The following is an 18092-nucleotide window of genomic DNA, read 5'->3' as shown; positions in this document are numbered from 1 at the left end:
TAACCCGATTTTGAGATTGGCCCAAAGAGGCGAGTCTGTTGTCATTTAAATAAAAATTTGAGGAGCATATCGATGCGCGTAATTCTGCTGGGAGCTCCCGGGGCCGGTAAAGGTACTCAGGCAAAGTTCATCACTGAAAAATTTGGCATCCCGCAAATCTCCACCGGCGACATGTTGCGTGCAGCGGTAAAGGCCGGCACCGAACTGGGCCTGATCGCTAAGAGCGTGATGGACAGCGGTGGTCTGGTATCTGATGACCTGATCATCAATCTGGTTAAAGAGCGTATCAGCCAGCAAGACTGCAAAAACGGTTTCCTGTTCGACGGTTTCCCGCGCACCATTCCGCAAGCCGAAGCACTGGTTAAAAACGGCGTCGAGCTGGATCACGTGATTGAAATCGCGGTTGACGATGAAGAAATCGTTCAGCGCATTGCCGGTCGTCGTGTTCACGAAGCCTCTGGCCGGGTTTACCACACCATCTACAACCCGCCAAAGGTTGAAGGCAAGGACGACGTAACTGGCGAAGAGCTGATCCAGCGCAAGGACGACACTGAAGAAACAGTTCGTCATCGCCTGTCGGTTTACCATTCGCAAACCAAGCCGCTGGTAGCCTTCTACCAGAACCTGGCTGAGACTCAAGGCAAGCCGAAGTACAGCCACATCGAAGGTGTAGGCTCGGTTGAAGCCATCACCGGCAAGGTACTTGAAGCGCTGAGCTGATCGTCGAATTGCTCTGATACAACAGCCCGCTTGCGGGCTGTTGTTGTTTATACTGCTGCACTTTTTTCAATTCTCAATTCTGACGGGAACACCGATGAGCACCTTGCTGGCCCTGGATACCGCGACTGAAGCTTGCTCTGTTGCCCTGCTGCATGATGGCAAGGTCACGAGCCACTACGAGGTGATCCCGCGCCTGCATGCGCAAAAGTTGTTGCCGATGATTAAAGACCTGCTGGCTGAGGCCGGGGTTGAACTGTCAGCCGTCGAAGCCATTGCTTTCGGGCGCGGGCCGGGAGCCTTTACCGGGGTGCGGATTGCCATTGGCGTGGTGCAAGGTCTGGCCTTTGCCCTGGAGCGCCCGGTGTTGCCGATCTCCAACCTGGCGGTATTGGCCCAGCGTGCCCATCGCGAGCATGGCGCGACCCAGGTGGCGTCGGCCATTGATGCGCGCATGGACGAAGTGTATTGGGGTTGCTACCGCGAGCAGGCGGGTGAAATGCGTCTGGAGGGTGCTGAAGCCGTATTGCCACCGGAAGTGGCCGCCTTGCCTGCCGGTGCCGGCGGTGACTGGTTTGGCGCGGGGACCGGTTGGGGTTATGCCGAGCGTTTGAACGTCAAACCCTACGCGATGGATGCGGGCATGTTGCCCCATGCTGAAGACCTGCTGACCCTGGCCCGCTATGCCTGGGAGCGCGGTGAAGCCATCGCCGCCGACCTGGCGCAGCCGGTGTACCTGCGTGACAAGGTAGCCACTCCAAAAGCAGAGCGTTGATCGGGACAGGCAGCACAGCCCATTCTCTGTAGGCGCTGGCTTGCCAGCGATACAGGCAACGCGGTTTATCAGGCAGGGCGGCGGGGATTTGCTTACTTGGCCCAACGTCGCTAAATTGCCTTTATCGCTACCGAGCAAGCAGCCATGCGCATAGACGGCTTTTCCTCCCGGTCCTACCCCGTCAAGCGCAAGCAGCGTAAAGATCAGGCGCTGGTTGATGAGTCGGTGGAGGACAGCGAAACCACGTTTGAAAGCGCCCCCCAAACTGCTCGCACGCCACCCTCCGGTGAGCGTATCAACTCGTTCCCCGTCCGTTCTCAAGACATGATCTTCCAGCGCTCCATGAGCAAAAGTGCGGCCAGCGCCCTGGCCAGCTATTTGACGACTGCCGGCTTCGTCGATTGGGAAATAGAAGAGCAGGTGCTGGACCTGTACATTTGAGCCCATGAAAGATCTTCCTTACTACCTGGGTTGCCCGTCCTGGAGCGAAAGCGCCTGGCGCGAAGGGCTGTACCCGCAGAATGCCCGGCCAGCGGAATTTCTGGGCCTGTACGCTCAGGTCTTCAACGCTGTCGAAGGCAATACCACTTTCTATGCCCGTCCCGCGCCAGCCACTGTCGAGCGCTGGGCACAAAGCCTGCCCGGACATTTTCGCTTTACTGCCAAGTTCCCCAGGGATATCAGCCACGGCGGTGATCTGCGTGAACAAAATCATGCGGCCGAAGATTTCCTGCAGTTGTTGCGACCTCTTGGGGCGCGCGTAGCGCCACTTTGGCTACAACTCCCGGCCAGCTTCGGGCCTCAGCGTCTGGCAGAGCTGGCGAGCTTCATGGACGCTCTGGAGCGCCCGTTAGCGGTGGAAGTGCGCCACCCTGAGTTCTTCGCCAAAGGGGATAGCGAACGCTTGCTCAATCGCTTGCTCAAAGATCGCGGGGTGGAGCGTATTTGCCTGGATCCGCGGGCGCTGTTCAGCTGCACTTCGACCGATCCGGCGGTGCTCCACGCCCAGGCGAAAAAGCCCAGGGTGCCGCCCCGTCCGGCAGCCTTCACTCAATTCCCGCAAGTGCGTTTTATTGGCCGGCCGGAGCTGCAAGCCAACGACCCGTATTTAGTGCCCTGGATTGACAAAGTCGCGGGCTGGATCGAGGAAGGGCGCACGCCTTACGTGTTTCTTCATACGCCGGACAATCACCGCGCTCCGGAACTGGCGCGGCGCTTTCATCAACAGTTGAGCGAAAGGTTACCGGGGTTGCCCGCATTACCCGAGTTGCACCAACCCCAGGCGACAGAACAACTGGGACTGCTTTAAGCCGCCAGACGCATATTGTTGATGACCAATGGTCTGGCCCAGCCAAGATCGAAGTCCATGGCCCGTTGTTGCTCGATCAGGGTCAGGGGGTCGAACGGCTCGGCAGGCTTGTCGAGCAAGTCCATTTCAAACTCGGCAATCGGCAGATGCAACGGCCGTGGTTCAGGCCCCGGGCCCGGATCAGGCAGCGGATGGCCGAAAGCCATAACCCTCGGGCGTACCCAGGTGGTTTCGAAGTCCTGTTGATGCTGCTGTGCACTCACTTGTTCTGCGGCAAAGGGTGTGGCGGGCGGTGGCAGCAAATCCGGATCGAACTCGGCAATCGGTAAAAACAACGCTTCAGGGGGCTGCAGTTCGGTGTCCTGCACCTGGCAATGTCGCTGGGTCACGATATTGCCCAGCAGGTCGCTGCCACCCCGGGGCTCAACCTGCTCCTCCACGGCCTGCGGGGTTGCTTCAATCGCAGGGAACTCCGACGTCGCGCATTGTTCGGCCAATGCCTGGGCGTAAAAGTCCTTCCACAGGTGGTTGACGCTACCCGTGATCTGCGAATTGTGCCGGCCAAAGTCGCCAATTGGGGCGATAAAGCCGATGGATGTGCAATGAATGTCTGACATAGCTCTCGGTCGACGCCCGGCTCTGGCAAAATGCCGGATATTTCATTTATCGGCAGCCTTTGCCGATCATTAAATTTTTGAGCGTGTTTTTAGATGAGTGAGCAAGCAGCAGGCTGTCGTATCAAAGTCGAAGCATTGGGCGAGGCCTATCAGGCCCTGGCCGGGCAATGGGCTGAACGTCTGGGTCTGCCTCTGGCCGAGCCCGAGGCTGAGTTCGCCTTGCAAGTGGGCGCGCAGGGGTTGCAGCTGCAACAACTGGGGCCGGACGCCCCGGGCCCGGTGCGGGTCGACTTTGTAGAGGGAGGGGCGGCCCATCGACGTTTGTTTGGTGGCGGTACGGGGCAGATGATTGCCAAGGCGGTCGGCGTACAGCAGGGCGTGCGTCCGCGGGTACTGGACGCCACGGCGGGTTTGGGCAAAGACGCGTTCGTGCTGGCGAGCCTGGGTTGTGAAATGAGCCTGATCGAACGTCAGCCGCTGATCGGAGCGCTACTTGAAGATGGCCTGGCCCGCGGCCTGGACGACTTTGAGGTGGCGCCGATCGTGTCACGCATGCACTTGCTCAAGGGCAACTCGATTGAGGTGATGCGCAACTGGGAAGGCGAGCCGCCGCAAGTCATCTACCTCGACCCTATGTTTCCGCACCGTGAGAAAACAGCCTTGGTGAAGAAGGAAATGCGCCTGTTCCGGCCATTGGTGGGTGATGACAATGATGCTCCGGCCCTGCTTGAAGCGGCGTTGGCACTGGCCAGCCACCGGGTAGTGGTCAAGCGCCCGCGCAAGGCACCGTGCATTGCCGGGCCCAAGCCGAGCCATGCGCTGGACGGCAAGTCGAGCCGTTACGATATTTATCCGAAGAAAGCGCTAAAGCCCTGACCCCGATCTTCCTGCAGGAGCGAACTTGCTCACGATCTTTCAAGCGCAAGAGATCGCGAGACAAGCTCGCGCCTACAGGGGCGGTGTGATCAGAGCGGGCGATACGCACGCATGAAAACCCCCACCACTTCCTGCACGTGCGCCTCGGCGCCCGCATCGTCCAGCGGCTCGCCGCAGCCATAGAGCAGGCGAAAATTGGGTGAGCCCTTGAGCATGCAAAAGAAGTGCTCCGCTGCGTAGTGCGGCTGATCAATCTGCAATTCACCGGTGCGGTGGATTTTTCCCAGCAGACGCTCCATCTCCAGCACCACTCGCTCCGGCCCCGCCTCAAAGAAAATTTGCGACAACTTAGGGTCCTGGCTGCCTTGGGTCATCATCAGCCGATGCAGGTTGAGTGACTCCTGGCTGTTTATCAGGCTGTGGAAACCCCGGGCAATGTTCAGCAGCACCGCCTCGACCGGTGCGCCGCCAGGCAATTCAAAAAACAATTCCGGCAACTGATCTGTGCACTTGGCCATGATCGCCGAAGAAAAGAGCGTCTCTTTGTCGGTGAAATGGCTGTAGACGGTGAGTTTTGACACGCCTGCCAGGCCTGCGACCGCGTCCATGCTGGTGCTGGCATAGCCCTTGGTCAGAAACAGGGTTTTCGCCGCGTCAAGGATCGCCTGGCGTTTTGCCATGTCCTTGGGACGCCCGAGTGCATTGGGGGGTAAAGGATTGTCAGACATTCTCGTTTATTACTGGACTGGTGAGTTTGGTATTAATAACATGCCGCCCAGTATAAATATTCCAAGCCCTATTAGCGAAAGGTCATCTCCATGTTGCGCCATGCCTTGCCCCGCGCTGTGCCTGTGTGTCTGGTGTTTTTGTTATCCGCGTGCGGCCATGAAGAGCCTGCTCAAATCAGCATCAGCCCGGCAATGGTGGAGCAGCCACAGCCTTCTGCGCTGGCGAGCCAAAGCTATCCGGGTGAAGTCCGGGCCCGGTTCGATCCGCAACTGGCGTTCCGCATTGGTGGCAAAGTGACCCGACGCCTGGTGGATGAAGGTGAGCGGGTCAAGGCCAATCAGCCGCTGGCTGAGCTGGACCCGCAAGATGTGCGCCTGCAACTGGAGGCGACCCGGGCCCAGGTTGCAGCGGGGCAGGCCAACCTGAATCTGGTGCGAGCGGAACGTGACCGCTACAAAACCCTGCTCGACCGGCAGATGGTCAGCCGTTCGCAGTTCGACAATGCCGAAAACCTCTATCGCTCGGGTGAAGCCCGGCTCCAGCAGCTCAAGGCCGAGCAGGACGTGGCCAGCAATCAGGCCAGCTACGCAGTGTTGCGCGCGCCCCAGGACGGGGTGATCGCCCAGCGCCAGGTTGAGGTCGGCCAGGTCGTGGCCGCAGGGCAAACGGTGTTTACCCTGGCTGCCGACGGCGAGCGTGAAGTGCTGATCAGCTTGCCGGAGCAAGCCTTCGGCCGTTTCAAGATTGGCCTGCCGGTTTCGGTTGAACTGTGGTCGCAGCCCGATCAACGCTTCAGCGGGCGCATTCGCGAACTGTCGCCTGCGGCTGATCCCCGGTCGCGGACCTTTGCCGCTCGTATCGCCTTCACTTCCGGCAAGGTGCCGGCCGAGCTGGGGCAAAGTGCCCGGGTCTTTATCCAAAGCGAAGGCGTGAGCCCGTTGTCGGTGCCGCTGTCGGCATTGAGCGCTGAAAATGGCGCGACCTATGTCTGGCGTGTCGGCCCGGGCAACAAGCTGGAGCAGGTTCCCGTGCGTACCGGGCCCTTTGGCGAGAAAAACGTGCCGGTGCTTGAAGGTCTCAAGGCTGACGACTGGATTGTCTCGGCCGGGGTGCACGTGTTGCATCCTGGGCAGCAAGTGCGGCCGGTTGATCGCTCCAACCGAACGATCAATGTTGCGGTGAAGGAGTAATCCCGATGGGTTTCAACCTTTCCGCCTGGGCGTTGCGCAATCGTCAAATCGTACTGTTTCTGATGTTGTTACTCGCTATCGTCGGTGGGCTTTCCTACACCAAGTTAGGGCAAAGTGAAGACCCGCCGTTCACCTTCAAGGCCATGGTGATTCGCACGTTGTGGCCGGGTGCCAGCGCCGAGGAAGTCTCGCGCCAGGTGACCGAGCGCATCGAAAAGAAGCTGATGGAAACCGGCGATTACGAGCGGATTGTTTCGTTCTCGCGACCTGGCGAGTCACAAGTGACCTTCATGGCCCGTGACTCAATGCCTTCGGCGCGGATTCCGGAGCTGTGGTATCAGGTCCGAAAAAAAATCAGCGACATTCGCCAGAACCTGCCGCCGGATATTCAGGGACCATTTTTCAACGATGAGTTCGGCACTACTTTCGGCAATATCTACAGCCTGAGTGGCGAAGGCTTCGACTACGGGGTGCTTAAAGACTACGCCGACCGCATCCAGATCCAGCTGCAACGGGTCAAGGATGTGGGCAAGGTCGAGCTGCTGGGGCTGCAGGACGAGAAAATCTGGATCGAACTCTCCAACCTCAAGCTCGCCACTCTGGGCCTGCCGCTGGCGACTGTGCAACAAGCCCTCAAGGAGCAGAACGCAGTCTCTACCGCCGGTTTCTTCGAGACCCCGACCGAGCGTGTTCAATTGCGCGTGAGCGGCAATTTCAAAACCGTTGAACAGATCGAGGGGTTCCCGATCCGGGTGGGGGAGCGCACCTTGCGGATCAGTGATGTGGCGGACGTACACCGCGGCTTTAATGATCCTCCGGCACCGCGCATGCGCTTCATGGGGCAGGATGCCATTGGCCTGGCCGTGGCGATGAAAGACGGCGGCGATATTCTGGTACTGGGCAAGGCGCTGGAAACAGAGTTCGAACGACTCCAGAAAAACCTCCCCGCCGGGATGCAACTGAGCAAGGTGTCGGATCAACCGGCGGCGGTGAAAAGCAGCGTCGGTGAATTCGTCCAGGTGCTGGTGGAAGCACTGGCAATCGTGTTGCTGGTGAGCTTCTTCTCGCTTGGGGTGCGCACCGGCCTGGTGGTGGCGCTGACGATCCCGCTGGTGTTGGCGATGACATTTGCCGCCATGTACTACCTGGGCATCGGCCTGCACAAAATCTCCCTGGGTGCGCTGGTGCTGGCGCTGGGGCTGTTGGTGGATGACGCGATCATCGCCGTGGAAATGATGGCGATCAAAATGGAGCAGGGCTACGACCGGCTCAAGGCGGCGAGTTTTGCCTGGACCAGCACCGCGTTCCCGATGTTGACCGGCACCCTGATTACGGCAGCGGGTTTTCTGCCGATTGCCATGGCGCAGTCGAGCACCGGTGAGTACACCCGCTCGATCTTCCAGGTGGTGACCATTGCGCTGCTGGCATCCTGGATTGCCGCGGTGGTGTTCGTGCCGTATCTGGGGGCATTGCTGCTGCCGGATCTGGCGAAGATCCATGGGGCCAAACACGGCAGCGCGACGCCCGACCCCTACGGCACCCCGTTTTATCAACGGGTACGACGGCTGGTGGAGTGGTGTGTGCGTCGGCGCAAGACCGTGATTGTACTGACGGTGCTGTTGTTTTTAGGGTCGGTGGTGCTGTTCCGGTTCGTTCCGCAGCAGTTTTTCCCGGCTTCGAGCCGCCTGGAATTGATGGTCGATTTGAAACAGGCAGAAGGTGTCTCGCTGAGCAACACCAACGAGCAAGTCAAACATCTGGAAAGCTTGCTCAAGGATCACCCCGGGATTGCCAACTATGTGGCTTACGTGGGGACCGGTTCGCCACGTTTTTACTTGCCACTGGATCAGCAGTTGCCGGCGGCCAGCTTCGCCCAGTTCGTGGTGCTGGCCAAGAGCATCGAGGAGCGTGAAACCCTGCGCACCTGGTTGATCGAGACCCTTGATCAACAGTTTCCGGGGGTTCGCTCGCGGGTTACCCGTCTTGAAACAGGCCCGCCGGTTGGATACCCGGTGCAGCTTCGGGTGACTGGCGAGCATATAGAAGAGGTACGGGCCCTGGCGCGCAAGGTAGCGGCCAGGGTTCGGGAGAATCCCCACGTGGTCAATGTTCACCTGGACTGGGAGGAACCGAGCAAAGTGGTGTACCTCAATGTCGACCAGGACCGGGCGCGGGCTTTGGGCGTGAGTACGGCGAACCTGTCGCACTTCCTGCAAAGCACCTTGCTGGGCTCCTCCGTCAGCCAGTACCGGGAAGACAACGAGTTGATCGAAATCCTGTTGCGCGGCACCCCCCATGAGCGCACCGAACTGTCATTGCTGCCGAGCCTGGCGGTACCGACCGACAATGGTCAGAGTGTCGCCCTGTCGCAAATAGCGACCCTGGAATATGGCTTTGAAGAAGGCATTATCTGGCACCGCAACCGCCTGCCGACCGTGACCGTGCGCGCCGATATTTATGGCAAGGAACAACCGGCCACGCTGGTGCAGCAGATTCTGCCGACATTGCAGGATGTGCGGGCAGAGCTGCCGGACGGTTACCTGCTGGAAGTGGGCGGCACGGTTGAAGACTCCAGCCGTGGGCAGGACTCGGTGAAAGCCGGTGTACCGTTGTTTATCGTGGTGGTGCTGACCCTGTTGATGGTGCAGCTGCGCAGCTTCTCGCGCATGGTGATGGTGTTTTTGACCGCGCCGCTGGGGTTGATCGGAGTGACCCTGTTCTTGCTGGTGTTCGGCAAACCTTTCGGCTTTGTTGCGATGCTGGGCACCATTGCCCTGTCCGGGATGATCATGCGCAATTCGGTGATCCTGGTGGACCAGATCGAACAGGACAAAGCCGCAGGGATGGACCCCTGGCAGGCGATTATCGAAGCGACGGTACGCCGGTTCCGGCCGATTGTGCTGACTGCCCTTGCCGCGGTGCTGGCGATGATCCCGCTGTCCCGTAGCGTGTTCTTCGGGCCGATGGCGGTAGCGATCATGGGCGGGCTGATAGTGGCGACGGCCCTGACTCTGTTGTTCTTGCCGGCGCTGTACGCGGCGTGGTTCAGGGTGAAGAAGGTTTAACCCTGGCCTGAGGTGGGGGCATTGTTGAAGTGGGGGCTGGCTTGCCGGCGATGCAGGCAACTCCAGCCCCTACAGGATCATGCGCTGTTTATTGTTGAACCTGATCAACCCGCAGGCGAATCGGTTGCTGGGTTTTGGCATTCAGGTCGACGCTGTTGCGCTCAGTGGTGATGAACAACAACTGACCGTTATCTTCAATCCGTGCACTGACTGCATAGGTGTGGCCCGGTTTGACTTCAGCCGGGTCATAGCTCAGGTGGAAAGGCAGCGGAACCTGGCCTTTGACCGGGCCGCTTTGTTTGGCCAGGGTGACTGCCGGAGCGTCGGCCAGTGACACATCCTGCAGGCTCACTTCAAGGGTGGCGCCAGGCGGCAGGGCGATACGTTGCAGGTAAAACACTTCGCCATCGAGAGCGGCTTGCGGGGCAGGTGTCATAGAGCTGCAGGCTCCGAGCAGGGCAGTCAGGCTGAGTAAAAGGACTTTTTTCATGCGGGAGGCTCCATAGGGCAGGCATTAACGCCATGCGTTGAGAGGGCGCCTGCCAGACAAATGTTCAATCTGGCAGGCGCTTTTGCTTATTTAAGCGGTTTTTCCAAAGACAGCGGCGCTTGATCTGCCGGGTCTTCGCTGCGGTGCAAGGCCACCTGACGGATCGACAGGCGGATCTCGGCGGGCAGCACGCGTTTGGCCGCGCCTTCAGCCAGTTCGCCAAGCAGCTCGTGATAGCTCAACTTGCCGTTGGCGTCGCGACGCAAGACGTCTTCTTCGAGCAAGCTCTGGATAAAGTGGCGGAACAGGCTCTTGTCGAAGAACTCCGGGGCATTGAGGCCATGCAGGATCGACAGGCGCTGGGCCATCATGGTGCACAGGTCTTCCAGCTCTTCGGCGCTCAAGGTGTTCTGGCCGCTGTTGAGCAGCAACGAGATGGCCATGTAGAAGCGCTGCAGGGTTTGCGCAATGCTCCTGGACAGTAGCGTCAGCAGCACAAAATGCCGCGAGCTCGGGGCCGGGCGCAGGTACACAGCGTTTTCAAAGCGCAGCAAACCCTGTTCGACAAACGCCTCCAGCCACTGATCCACCACGCCGTCCAGCTCATCCTCGGACCAGCGGATAAACAGTTCCGATTGCAGGTACGGATACAGGGCGTGGGTGTAACGCAGGATTTGCTCGCGGGTCATGCGCGAGCTGCTCTGGAAGAAGCTGGCCAGCAACGCCGGCAGGGCAAAGATATGCAGCACGTTGTTGCGGTAGTAAGTCATCAGGACGGCGTTTTGCTCATCCAGGTACAGGACCTTGCCCAGTGCATCGCTCTGCTCGGAGAGCAGGTCCATGCTTTTCACGTGTTCGATCAGTGCCTGACCGTCGCCTTCAGGCACGGTGGTGTGGGGTGAATAGGGGACGCGGCGCAGCAGGGCCAGATACAGGTCCAGCACGCGGGCCATGGCCCGGTCATCCAGCGCCAGTTTGCTGGTGGACAGGAGCACCAGCGCCACCAGGTTGACGGGGTTGATGGCTGCGGCTTCGTTCAGGTGCCGGGCGACTTTCTCCCCCAGCCGGTTAGTAGCCCCGTGCAACCACTCAGGCCGGTACGACGGAGCCAGTTCCTGCTGGCGCCAGCCTGGTTGTTCCCCATCGAGAAACTCGGCGAGTTTGATCGGCTCGCCGAAGTTGACCGCCACCTGGCCAAACTTCTGTTTCTTGAGTGCGCCGATGACTTTGAAAATATCGAATACCGATTCTTTTTTCTTGCTCGCCCCGCGCAGCTCTCCGAGGTAGGTGCGGCCCTCCAGCACCCGCTCGTAACCGATGTACACAGGTACAAAGACGATCGGCATGCGCGATGAGCGCAGGAAGCTGCGGACGGTGATGGCCAGCATGCCGGTTTTCGGTTGCAGCATGCGCCCGGTGCGCGAGCGGCCGCCTTCGACGAAATACTCCACCGGGAAGCCTTTGGTGAACAGGGTATGCATGTATTCGTTGAACACCGAGGTGTACAGCGGGTTGCCCTTGAACGTGCGGCGCATGAAAAAAGCCCCGCCACGGCGCAGCAAGCGCCCCATCAGCGGCATATTGAGATTGATCCCGGCAGCAATGTGCGGCGGAGTCAGGCCGTTGCGAAACAGCAGATAAGACAGCAGCAGATAATCGATATGGCTACGGTGGCATGGCACGTAGACGATTTCATGGCCCTGGGCCACGTTCTGCACGCCCTCGATGTTGTGGATTTTGACCCCGTCGTAAATCTTGTTCCAGAACCAGCTCAGTATCACTTCAAAAAAACGGATTGCCGTGTAGGTGTAATCCGAAGCGATTTCGTTGGCGTAGCGCAGCGCCAGGGCTTTGGCTTTGTCCGCAGAGATATTCTCGCGCTCGGCTTCATCCACAATCGCCTGGCGTACGGCCGGCTCCTTGATCAGACCTTTGACCAGGTTGCGGCGGTGGGACAGGTCGGGGCCGATGGTGGCGGTTTTGAGGTTGCGAAAGTGCACTCGCAAAATGCGCTGGGCCATGCGTACCGTGCGTTCATGGCCCTTGTTGTGGTCAATCAGTTCGCGCAAATGAATCGGCGCGGAAAACTGCACGCGGGTCTTGCGCCCCAAAATAAGAATGCGCAGCAAGCGGCGCAGGCGCCCGGTGACTGCCCAGCTGTCGGCAAACAGCAGCTTCCAGGGGCTGGACTCGCTGTCGGGGGACTGGCCCCAGAACACGCTGACCGGGATGATTTGCGCGTCCTCGCCCGGGTTGAGGGTCAAGGCGTCTACCAGGCGGGTCAGCGCAGGAGGGGCGCCGCGCTTGTCCTGACGTCCCAGCCAGTCGGGCTCGGGGGTCAGGTAAAAGAACGCTTCGGGCTCGATCATGCTGCCAACGGCGACCGGCAGCACGGGGCGCGGCAAGCCGGCCTTGGTGCACTCGGCGTCGACCACTGCCAGTTCGGTCAGTGAGGGCGATTGCAGCACGTAGAACACCGGCCGGCTGCGATCCAGATTCAGTGTCAAGGACGACTGATTGATCGTTTCCGAGCGCACCCACAGGTACAGCAAGCGACGCAGCGCGCCAAATACAAGACGACGGAATGGGGAGCGGGTCATACGGCTTCTGCGTTAGTGGATTAAAACGAGTGTTTACTCGTGCCGGTAGTGTGCCGTATCTCTGGAAAATCGGCAAAAAAGCAGCGAACTAATATTGATTGAGTGTTTTTTTTGCTGACTTATACTCGGGGGTCTTTCGCCATGCTGCACAAGACCCAGTCTGCAAAAACCAGGTTCGAGCGAAAGTTCTCAAAGGGCTGATGGTAGAGCCCGATCAATAATAAAAAGGGGGAAGGATTCATGAGTACGCGCGTAACAGGCAGTGTGAAGTGGTTCAACGACGCCAAAGGCTACGGCTTTATTCAGTGTGCCGATGGTGCCGATGTGTTCGTGCATTACCGTGCCATTCGCGGCGAGGGGCATCGTTCCCTGGCCGAGGGACAGCAGGTCGAATACACCCAGGTCAAGGGTGACAAGGGCTTGCAGGCTGAGGATGTGGTGGGGTTGTAGGCAGGCCCTGTAGCCGCTGTCGCAGGCTGCGATAAGGGCCGCCGGCCCTTCAAACAGCAGGGGTGCTGCGCACCCCGTCGCAGCCTGCGTCAGCGGCTACATGTTTCACTTCAGGCCCCGGTTTTCCAGGTGATTTCTTCCTGACCGTCTTCGCTGATACGAATCCAGCGATCAGCGTCAGCTTCGCCCTGTTCCTCTTCCCACGTGCCCGGTGCGCAACGCACTTCGACGTTCAGCGCTTTGAAAGCGGCCTGGGCGCAGGCAATGTCGTCATCCCACGGGGTTTTATCGCTGTCCAGGAACAGGCTGTTCCATTTGCCGACGGCATTTGGCATCCAGGTCACAGGTATGTCGCCGGCGGTGCATTTCCACACCTGGCCTTTCTTCACCCAGGGGGTGCAGGGGCCCAGGGCCTCGCTAAGCCATGTAACGACGTGTTCATGACCGGCTTTGGCTTCTTTCAGGTAAATCTCAATATCGGGCTGGCGCATGGATGTCCTCACTGCGTATCTGAAAAATCCATTCGCGGATTAGTCGGGCCAGGGGCGGCTGCCCCTGGCCGTAAAGTGGGTTATTGAAGAATGAAGTAATCGTAGCGCATCGACACAGTGACCACTAAAGGCTGCGGGTGGTCGATGACCTGGGCCCGACGTTCGGCACTGGCACGCCAGCCATGGGGGGTCATGGCCAGCAGGTTGGCGCGGTCCTTGGGTTCACTCAGGCTGAGCACGAACTCCAGGGTTTCACTGTGCTGCAACTGCATGCCTTCAGGCACCAGCGCCAGGTGTTTGTCGTCAGCGTAGTCGCGTACTTCGTCGTACAGCCGTTCACGCAGCTCCATCAGGTGCCCGCGGGTCGGGCCTACGCGCATCAGGCCGCCGCCGGGGCTGAGCAGGCGTTTGGCTTCCAGCCAGTCCAGCGGGCTGAACACGCTGGCCAGAAACTGGCAGCTGTCATCGGCCAGTGGCACCCGGGCCATGCTGGCGATCAACCAGGTCAGGTGCGGGTTGCGCTTGCAGGCACGCTTGACGGCTTCGCGGGAGATGTCCAGCGCGTAGCCGTCGGCGTTGGGCAGCGCCTCGGCGATTTGCGCGGTGTAGTAACCCTCGCCGCAACCGATGTCGAGCCAGCGCTGGGGGGCGCGTTCGGCGGCCAGTTCAGCCAGTCGCTTGGCCACAGGCGCGTAGTGACCCGCGTTGAGGAAATCGCGACGGGCTTCAACCATGGCCTGGTTGTCGCCAGGGTCGCGGCTGTTTTTGTGCTGCACGGGCAACAGGTTCAGGTAACCCTGACGGGCGCGGTCAAAGCGATGGCCCGTAGGGCAGGCCACGCCATTGTCGACTGCGCTGAGGGGTTGCGAACAGATAGGGCAGGCAAGCATCAGGCAAGCAACCTGATCAGGGTCTGGTAGTAGATTTCGGTCAGCACGTCGAGATCGCTGGCCAGAACCCGCTCGTTGACCTGATGGATGGTCGCGTTGACCGGGCCCAGTTCAACCACTTGGGTACCCAGGGTCGCGATGAAGCGTCCGTCCGAGGTGCCGCCGCTGGTGGAGGCTTTGGTTTCGCGGCCGGTCACCTGTTTGATGCTCGACGACACCGCATCCAGCAGTGCGCCCGGCTCGGTCAGGAACGGCAGGCCGGACAGCGCCCAATCGATGTGCCAGTCCAGGCCGTGCTTGTCGAGGATGTCTGCGACACGCTTTTGCAGCCCTTCAACAGTGGACTCGGTGGAGAACCGGAAGTTGAACACCGCCACCAGATCGCCGGGAATCACGTTGGTGGCGCCGGTGCCGGAGTTCAGGTTGGAGATCTGGAAGCTGGTTGGCGGGAAGAAGGCGTTGCCGTTATCCCAATGCTCGGCGGCCAGTTCGGTCAGTGCGGGCACGGCCAGGTGAATCGGGTTTTTGGCCAGATGCGGGTAGGCCACATGACCCTGTACCCCGCGCACGGTGAGTTTGGCGCCCAGGGAGCCGCGACGGCCGTTTTTAACCACGTCGCCCACCAGAGTGGTGCTCGACGGCTCACCGACGATGCACCAGTCCAGACGCTCATTGCGGGCCTTGAAACGCTCGATCACGGCCTTGGTGCCGTGATGGGCCGGGCCTTCTTCGTCACTGGTGATCAGAAACGCCACCGAACCCTTGTGGTCCGGGTAGTCGGCGACGAAGCGTTCGGCGGCAACCAGCATGGAAGCAAGACTGCCTTTCATGTCGGCAGCGCCACGGCCGCAGAGCATGCCGTGCTCGTCGATCAAGGCGTCGAATGGGTCGTTTTGCCAGGCCTGCACCGGGCCGGTGGGTACCACATCGGTATGGCCAGCGAAGCACAGCACCGGGCCTTCGTTTTTACCGTGGGTGGCCCAGAAGTTGTCTACGTCTTCGATGCGCATGGGTTCCAGCTTGAAGCCGGCATCACCCAGGCGCTGCATCATCAGCTTCTGGCAATCGGCATCGATCGGGGTCACTGAAGGGCGACGGATCAAATCGCAGGCAAGTTGCAGGGTCGGCGAAAGGTCGGCGTGGGCCGTCATGGGGTGGACTCCGAAGCTGAGCGTGGCAGGGCACAAAAGGGCGGTTATCTTAAAGCAAAACGGCGACCAGAGGCCGCCGTTTAGTGGTTGCAGTCAATTTATACGGCCGGGTGCTCTTCTGGCGCTTCCACCGGTTTGGGCAGTGAAGACAAGAAGGCCATGATCAGCGCCGCCAGATACGGCAGCGACTGCACCAGCAGCATGACCACCCAGAAACGCATGTCGTTGCTCGGCAGGCCCTGGACCAGGAAGATCCCCAGTGCCGCGCCCCAGAGCAGCAGCATGATGAACACCTCTTCACGGGCTTCCGAGATGGCGACCCAGAATCCGTGATTGTCGGCGTTTTTCGGGGTGCGGAAGAACGGAATGCTGGTGGTGAAAAATCCGTACAGCACCGCTTTGGCGATGGTATGGGACAGGGCCAGACCTGCCAGGGCCGCGGCAAACGCGTCCTTGAGGTTGACCCCCACGGCGCGGCGGTACAGGAAGATGATCTTGCCTACCTTGAACACAAACAGGGCCAATGGCGGGATGGCGAAAATCAGCAGCGGCGGATCAACCCGCGTCGGCACAATGATCATCGCCGCCGACCACAGCAGGGCGCCCACGGTGAAGAAGATGTTCATGCCGTCGGCTACCCACGGCAACCAGCCCGCGAGGAAGTGATAACGCTGGCCACGGGTCAATTGCGTATCTTTGCCGCGCAGCAGGCTGGAGGCGTGACGCTTGATAATCTGAATCGCACCGTAGGCCCAGCGGAAGCGCTGTTTCTTGAAGTCGATAAAGGTGTCGGGCATCAGCCCTTTGCCGTAGCTATTGTGGGAATAGGCAGCGGAATAGCCTTTTTCGAACACGCGCAGACCCAATTCGGCATCTTCACAGATACACCAGTCTGCCCAGCCAAGCTCCTCGAGCACGGAACGCCGGGTCATGGTCATGGTGCCGTGCTGAATGATCGCGTCGCGGTCATTGCGGGTGACCATGCCGATATGGAAGAAGCCCTTGTACTCCGAGTAGCAGAGCTTCTTGAAGGTGCTTTCGTTCTGATCACGGTAGTCCTGGGGCGACTGCACGATGGCGATTTTCGGATCGGCAAAGTGCGGCACCATGTGCTTGAGCCAGTTGCGATCGACACAGTAATCGGAGTCGATCACGGCAATCACTTCGGCATCCGGCGCGGTGTGCGGGATCAGATAGTTCAGCGCGCCGCCCTTGAAGCCGGCCAGCGGGGCAACATGGAAGAACTTGAAGCGCGGGCCAAGGGTTGCACAGTAGTCGCGCACCGGCTCCCAGACCGCCGGATCCTTGGTGTTGTTGTCGATAATCAACACTTCGAAGTCCGGGTAGTCGAGGTTCGCCAGTGCATCGAGGGTCTGTTTGACCATCTCTGGCGGCTCGTTGTAGCACGGCACGTGGATCGACACTTTTGGCCGGTAGGCGTCCTCGTGTTCAACCGGCAGAAACTCGCGCCGCCGCTTGCGAATCCATACGGCCTCGGCCAGTTCATGGGCCTCGGTCAGCAGTACGATAAACACCCCGAACGCACCGAGCCCGAGCAGGATTCCTACGGTCAGACTGAACCAGGTGCTGTATTGCTGGCTGTAGTCGTAACCGATCCACACCAGCACCGACCCGCACAGGAACGCGGTGAAGGTCAGGAAAGTGCGGCCACGCTGACGCAGGGCGGAACCGTCGATCAGCAGCAAGGCCAGTGACAGCAGGCCCATGACCACTGAGCCAATGGCCAGTACCCGCCACTGCGGGATAGCCACTACCGGGCCTTCAAAGTTGAATTTTTGCTGGCGCGCGGCGTTGTACACGCCCCAGTACGCGCCTACCGAGCCTTCGTCACTGGCTTTCCAGGGTTGGTCGAAGGCTTCGATCACAAAGTAGTTGTAGCCGCGACGGTTAAGCGTATTGACCAATGTGCGCAGGTAAATGGCCTGGTCGGCCGGGGTCGCATCGGCGCCACCGCGCATGCGGCCGTTGCTCGGCCAGCCAACCTCCGAGAGCAGCAGCGGTTTTTTCGGGAACATTTTTTTCAGGTCGCGGGCACGGTCCAGGACGAACTCGCCGGCCTTGTCCACGGGGATAAATTCCCAGTACGGCAAAATGTGCGCAGCGATCAGGTCAACGTGCTTGGCCAGTTGCGGATATTTCTCCCAGATATGCCACTGCTCGGAGGTGGTGACCGGCACCTTGACGGCTGCTCGCACCCGGTCCAGCAACACGATCAAGTCTTCCGGGGTGATCTCTTCACGGAACAGGGCTTCGTTACCCACCACAACCCGCACTACGCTGCGCGAGTTATTGGCCAGTTCGATGGCTTTCTGGATTTCGCGCTCATTGCGCTCAAGGTCCGGACTGATCCAGATCCCGATGGTGACCCGCAAGCCGAACTCTTCCGCCAACTTGGGAATATCGCCCAGGGTGCCGTCGACCGAGTAAGTCCGGATGTTGTCGGTCAGCTTGCTGATGATTTCCAGATCGCGACGCATTTCGTCGTCGGTCGGGTACTGGTCTTTCTGCGGGTACTGGCCTTGCTGAAACGGCGAGTACGAAAAGCCCGAGATTTGCTCGGGCCAGTTAGGCGCAGAAACCGGGCGATTGATCAGCGCCCAGAAGCCGGTGAACAGGGCGGCGATGGCCAGCACCACCACCAGGTTGAGTCCAAATTTACGCGATGACATAACTATTTCGGGTTCCAAAGGGAGTGGAACGAAGATCGTTCGGCAGTTACCA

General features: G+C 59.9%; 16 protein-coding genes. 8 read left to right on the top strand and 8 right to left on the bottom strand.

Annotated elements, in window-relative coordinates; all coding sequences use genetic code 11:
• The first annotated feature begins 72 nt into the window (after positions 1 to 72).
• The 4 genes from adk to B195_RS17830 all read left to right on the top strand — a co-directional run bounded on the left by adk (position 73) and on the right by B195_RS17830 (position 2801).
• Positions 73 to 720, top strand: coding sequence for an adenylate kinase (gene adk / locus B195_RS17845; protein WP_003440349.1), 648 nt, complete (start codon positions 73 to 75; stop codon positions 718 to 720).
• Between the two features lie 94 nt (positions 721 to 814).
• Entirely contained in the window at positions 815 to 1492 is a 678-nt protein-coding gene (tsaB, locus tag B195_RS17840; protein WP_003440350.1) for a tRNA (adenosine(37)-N6)-threonylcarbamoyltransferase complex dimerization subunit type 1 TsaB, read from the top strand.
• A 144-nt stretch (positions 1493 to 1636) separates the two neighbouring features.
• Complete coding sequence (locus tag B195_RS17835; RefSeq protein ID WP_003440351.1) at positions 1637 to 1933, top strand: hypothetical protein; 297 nt, start codon at positions 1637 to 1639, stop codon at positions 1931 to 1933.
• Positions 1934 to 1937: 4 nt separating this feature from the next.
• Positions 1938 to 2801 (top strand): DUF72 domain-containing protein, encoded by an 864-nt coding sequence (locus tag B195_RS17830; RefSeq protein WP_003440353.1) that lies wholly within the window; start codon positions 1938 to 1940, stop codon positions 2799 to 2801.
• Here B195_RS17830 and B195_RS17825 read toward each other — a convergent pair.
• Positions 2798 to 3418, bottom strand: a complete 621-nt coding sequence (locus tag B195_RS17825; RefSeq protein ID WP_003440355.1) for a hypothetical protein — start codon at positions 3416 to 3418, stop codon at positions 2798 to 2800. The genes B195_RS17830 and B195_RS17825 overlap by 4 nt on opposite strands.
• Positions 3419 to 3511: 93 nt before the next feature.
• On the opposite strand from B195_RS17825, the gene B195_RS17820 reads away from it, so the two are divergent.
• Positions 3512 to 4294: a class I SAM-dependent methyltransferase gene (locus B195_RS17820; protein WP_003440357.1), complete on the top strand. Its 783-nt coding sequence runs from the start codon at positions 3512 to 3514 to the stop codon at positions 4292 to 4294.
• A gap of 89 nt (positions 4295 to 4383) precedes the next feature.
• Here B195_RS17820 and B195_RS17815 read toward each other — a convergent pair whose 3' ends face one another.
• The gene (locus B195_RS17815) at positions 4384 to 5022 is read right to left on the bottom strand and encodes a TetR/AcrR family transcriptional regulator (RefSeq protein ID WP_037001390.1); all 639 of its coding nucleotides are present in this window, start codon (positions 5020 to 5022) and stop codon (positions 4384 to 4386) included.
• 90 nt (positions 5023 to 5112) lie between these two features.
• Here B195_RS17815 and B195_RS17810 point away from each other — a divergent pair, with 90 nt between their 5' ends.
• Both B195_RS17810 and B195_RS17805 read left to right on the top strand, forming a co-directional pair.
• Positions 5113 to 6213, top strand: a complete 1101-nt coding sequence (locus tag B195_RS17810; protein WP_003440361.1) for an efflux RND transporter periplasmic adaptor subunit — start codon at positions 5113 to 5115, stop codon at positions 6211 to 6213.
• A gap of 5 nt (positions 6214 to 6218) precedes the next feature.
• Positions 6219 to 9278, top strand: coding sequence for an efflux RND transporter permease subunit (locus B195_RS17805; RefSeq protein ID WP_003440364.1), 3060 nt, complete (start codon positions 6219 to 6221; stop codon positions 9276 to 9278).
• A gap of 88 nt (positions 9279 to 9366) precedes the next feature.
• Here B195_RS17805 and B195_RS17800 read toward each other — a convergent pair whose 3' ends face one another.
• Both B195_RS17800 and plsB read right to left on the bottom strand, forming a co-directional pair.
• Complete coding sequence (locus B195_RS17800) at positions 9367 to 9768, bottom strand: YbaY family lipoprotein (protein WP_003440366.1); 402 nt, start codon at positions 9766 to 9768, stop codon at positions 9367 to 9369.
• An 86-nt stretch (positions 9769 to 9854) separates the two neighbouring features.
• Positions 9855 to 12368: a glycerol-3-phosphate 1-O-acyltransferase PlsB gene (gene plsB, locus B195_RS17795; RefSeq protein ID WP_003440367.1), complete on the bottom strand. Its 2514-nt coding sequence runs from the start codon at positions 12366 to 12368 to the stop codon at positions 9855 to 9857.
• Between the two features lie 240 nt (positions 12369 to 12608).
• On the opposite strand from plsB, the gene B195_RS17790 reads away from it, so the two are divergent.
• Entirely contained in the window at positions 12609 to 12818 is a 210-nt protein-coding gene (locus tag B195_RS17790) for a cold shock domain-containing protein (protein WP_003440369.1), read from the top strand.
• 110 nt (positions 12819 to 12928) lie between these two features.
• Here B195_RS17790 and B195_RS17785 read toward each other — a convergent pair whose 3' ends face one another.
• From B195_RS17785 to B195_RS17770, 4 genes are all read right to left on the bottom strand, one after another.
• Positions 12929 to 13309 (bottom strand): hypothetical protein, encoded by a 381-nt coding sequence (locus B195_RS17785; protein WP_003440371.1) that lies wholly within the window; start codon positions 13307 to 13309, stop codon positions 12929 to 12931.
• Positions 13310 to 13389: 80 nt separating this feature from the next.
• Positions 13390 to 14199 (bottom strand): putative RNA methyltransferase, encoded by an 810-nt coding sequence (locus tag B195_RS17780; protein ID WP_003440374.1) that lies wholly within the window; start codon positions 14197 to 14199, stop codon positions 13390 to 13392.
• Entirely contained in the window at positions 14199 to 15350 is a 1152-nt protein-coding gene (gene dapE, locus B195_RS17775; protein ID WP_003440376.1) for a succinyl-diaminopimelate desuccinylase, read from the bottom strand. Before dapE ends, B195_RS17780 begins: the two co-directional genes overlap by 1 nt.
• Before the next feature lie 98 nt (positions 15351 to 15448).
• Entirely contained in the window at positions 15449 to 18040 is a 2592-nt protein-coding gene (locus B195_RS17770) for a glycosyltransferase (RefSeq protein ID WP_003440388.1), read from the bottom strand.
• Positions 18041 to 18092: the final 52 nt, after the last annotated feature.

This window comes from Pseudomonas sp. Lz4W, assembly GCF_000346225.2.
Lineage (GTDB): Bacteria > Pseudomonadota > Gammaproteobacteria > Pseudomonadales > Pseudomonadaceae > Aquipseudomonas > Aquipseudomonas paraversuta.
This window is presented reverse-complemented; position numbering and strand designations above follow the sequence as displayed.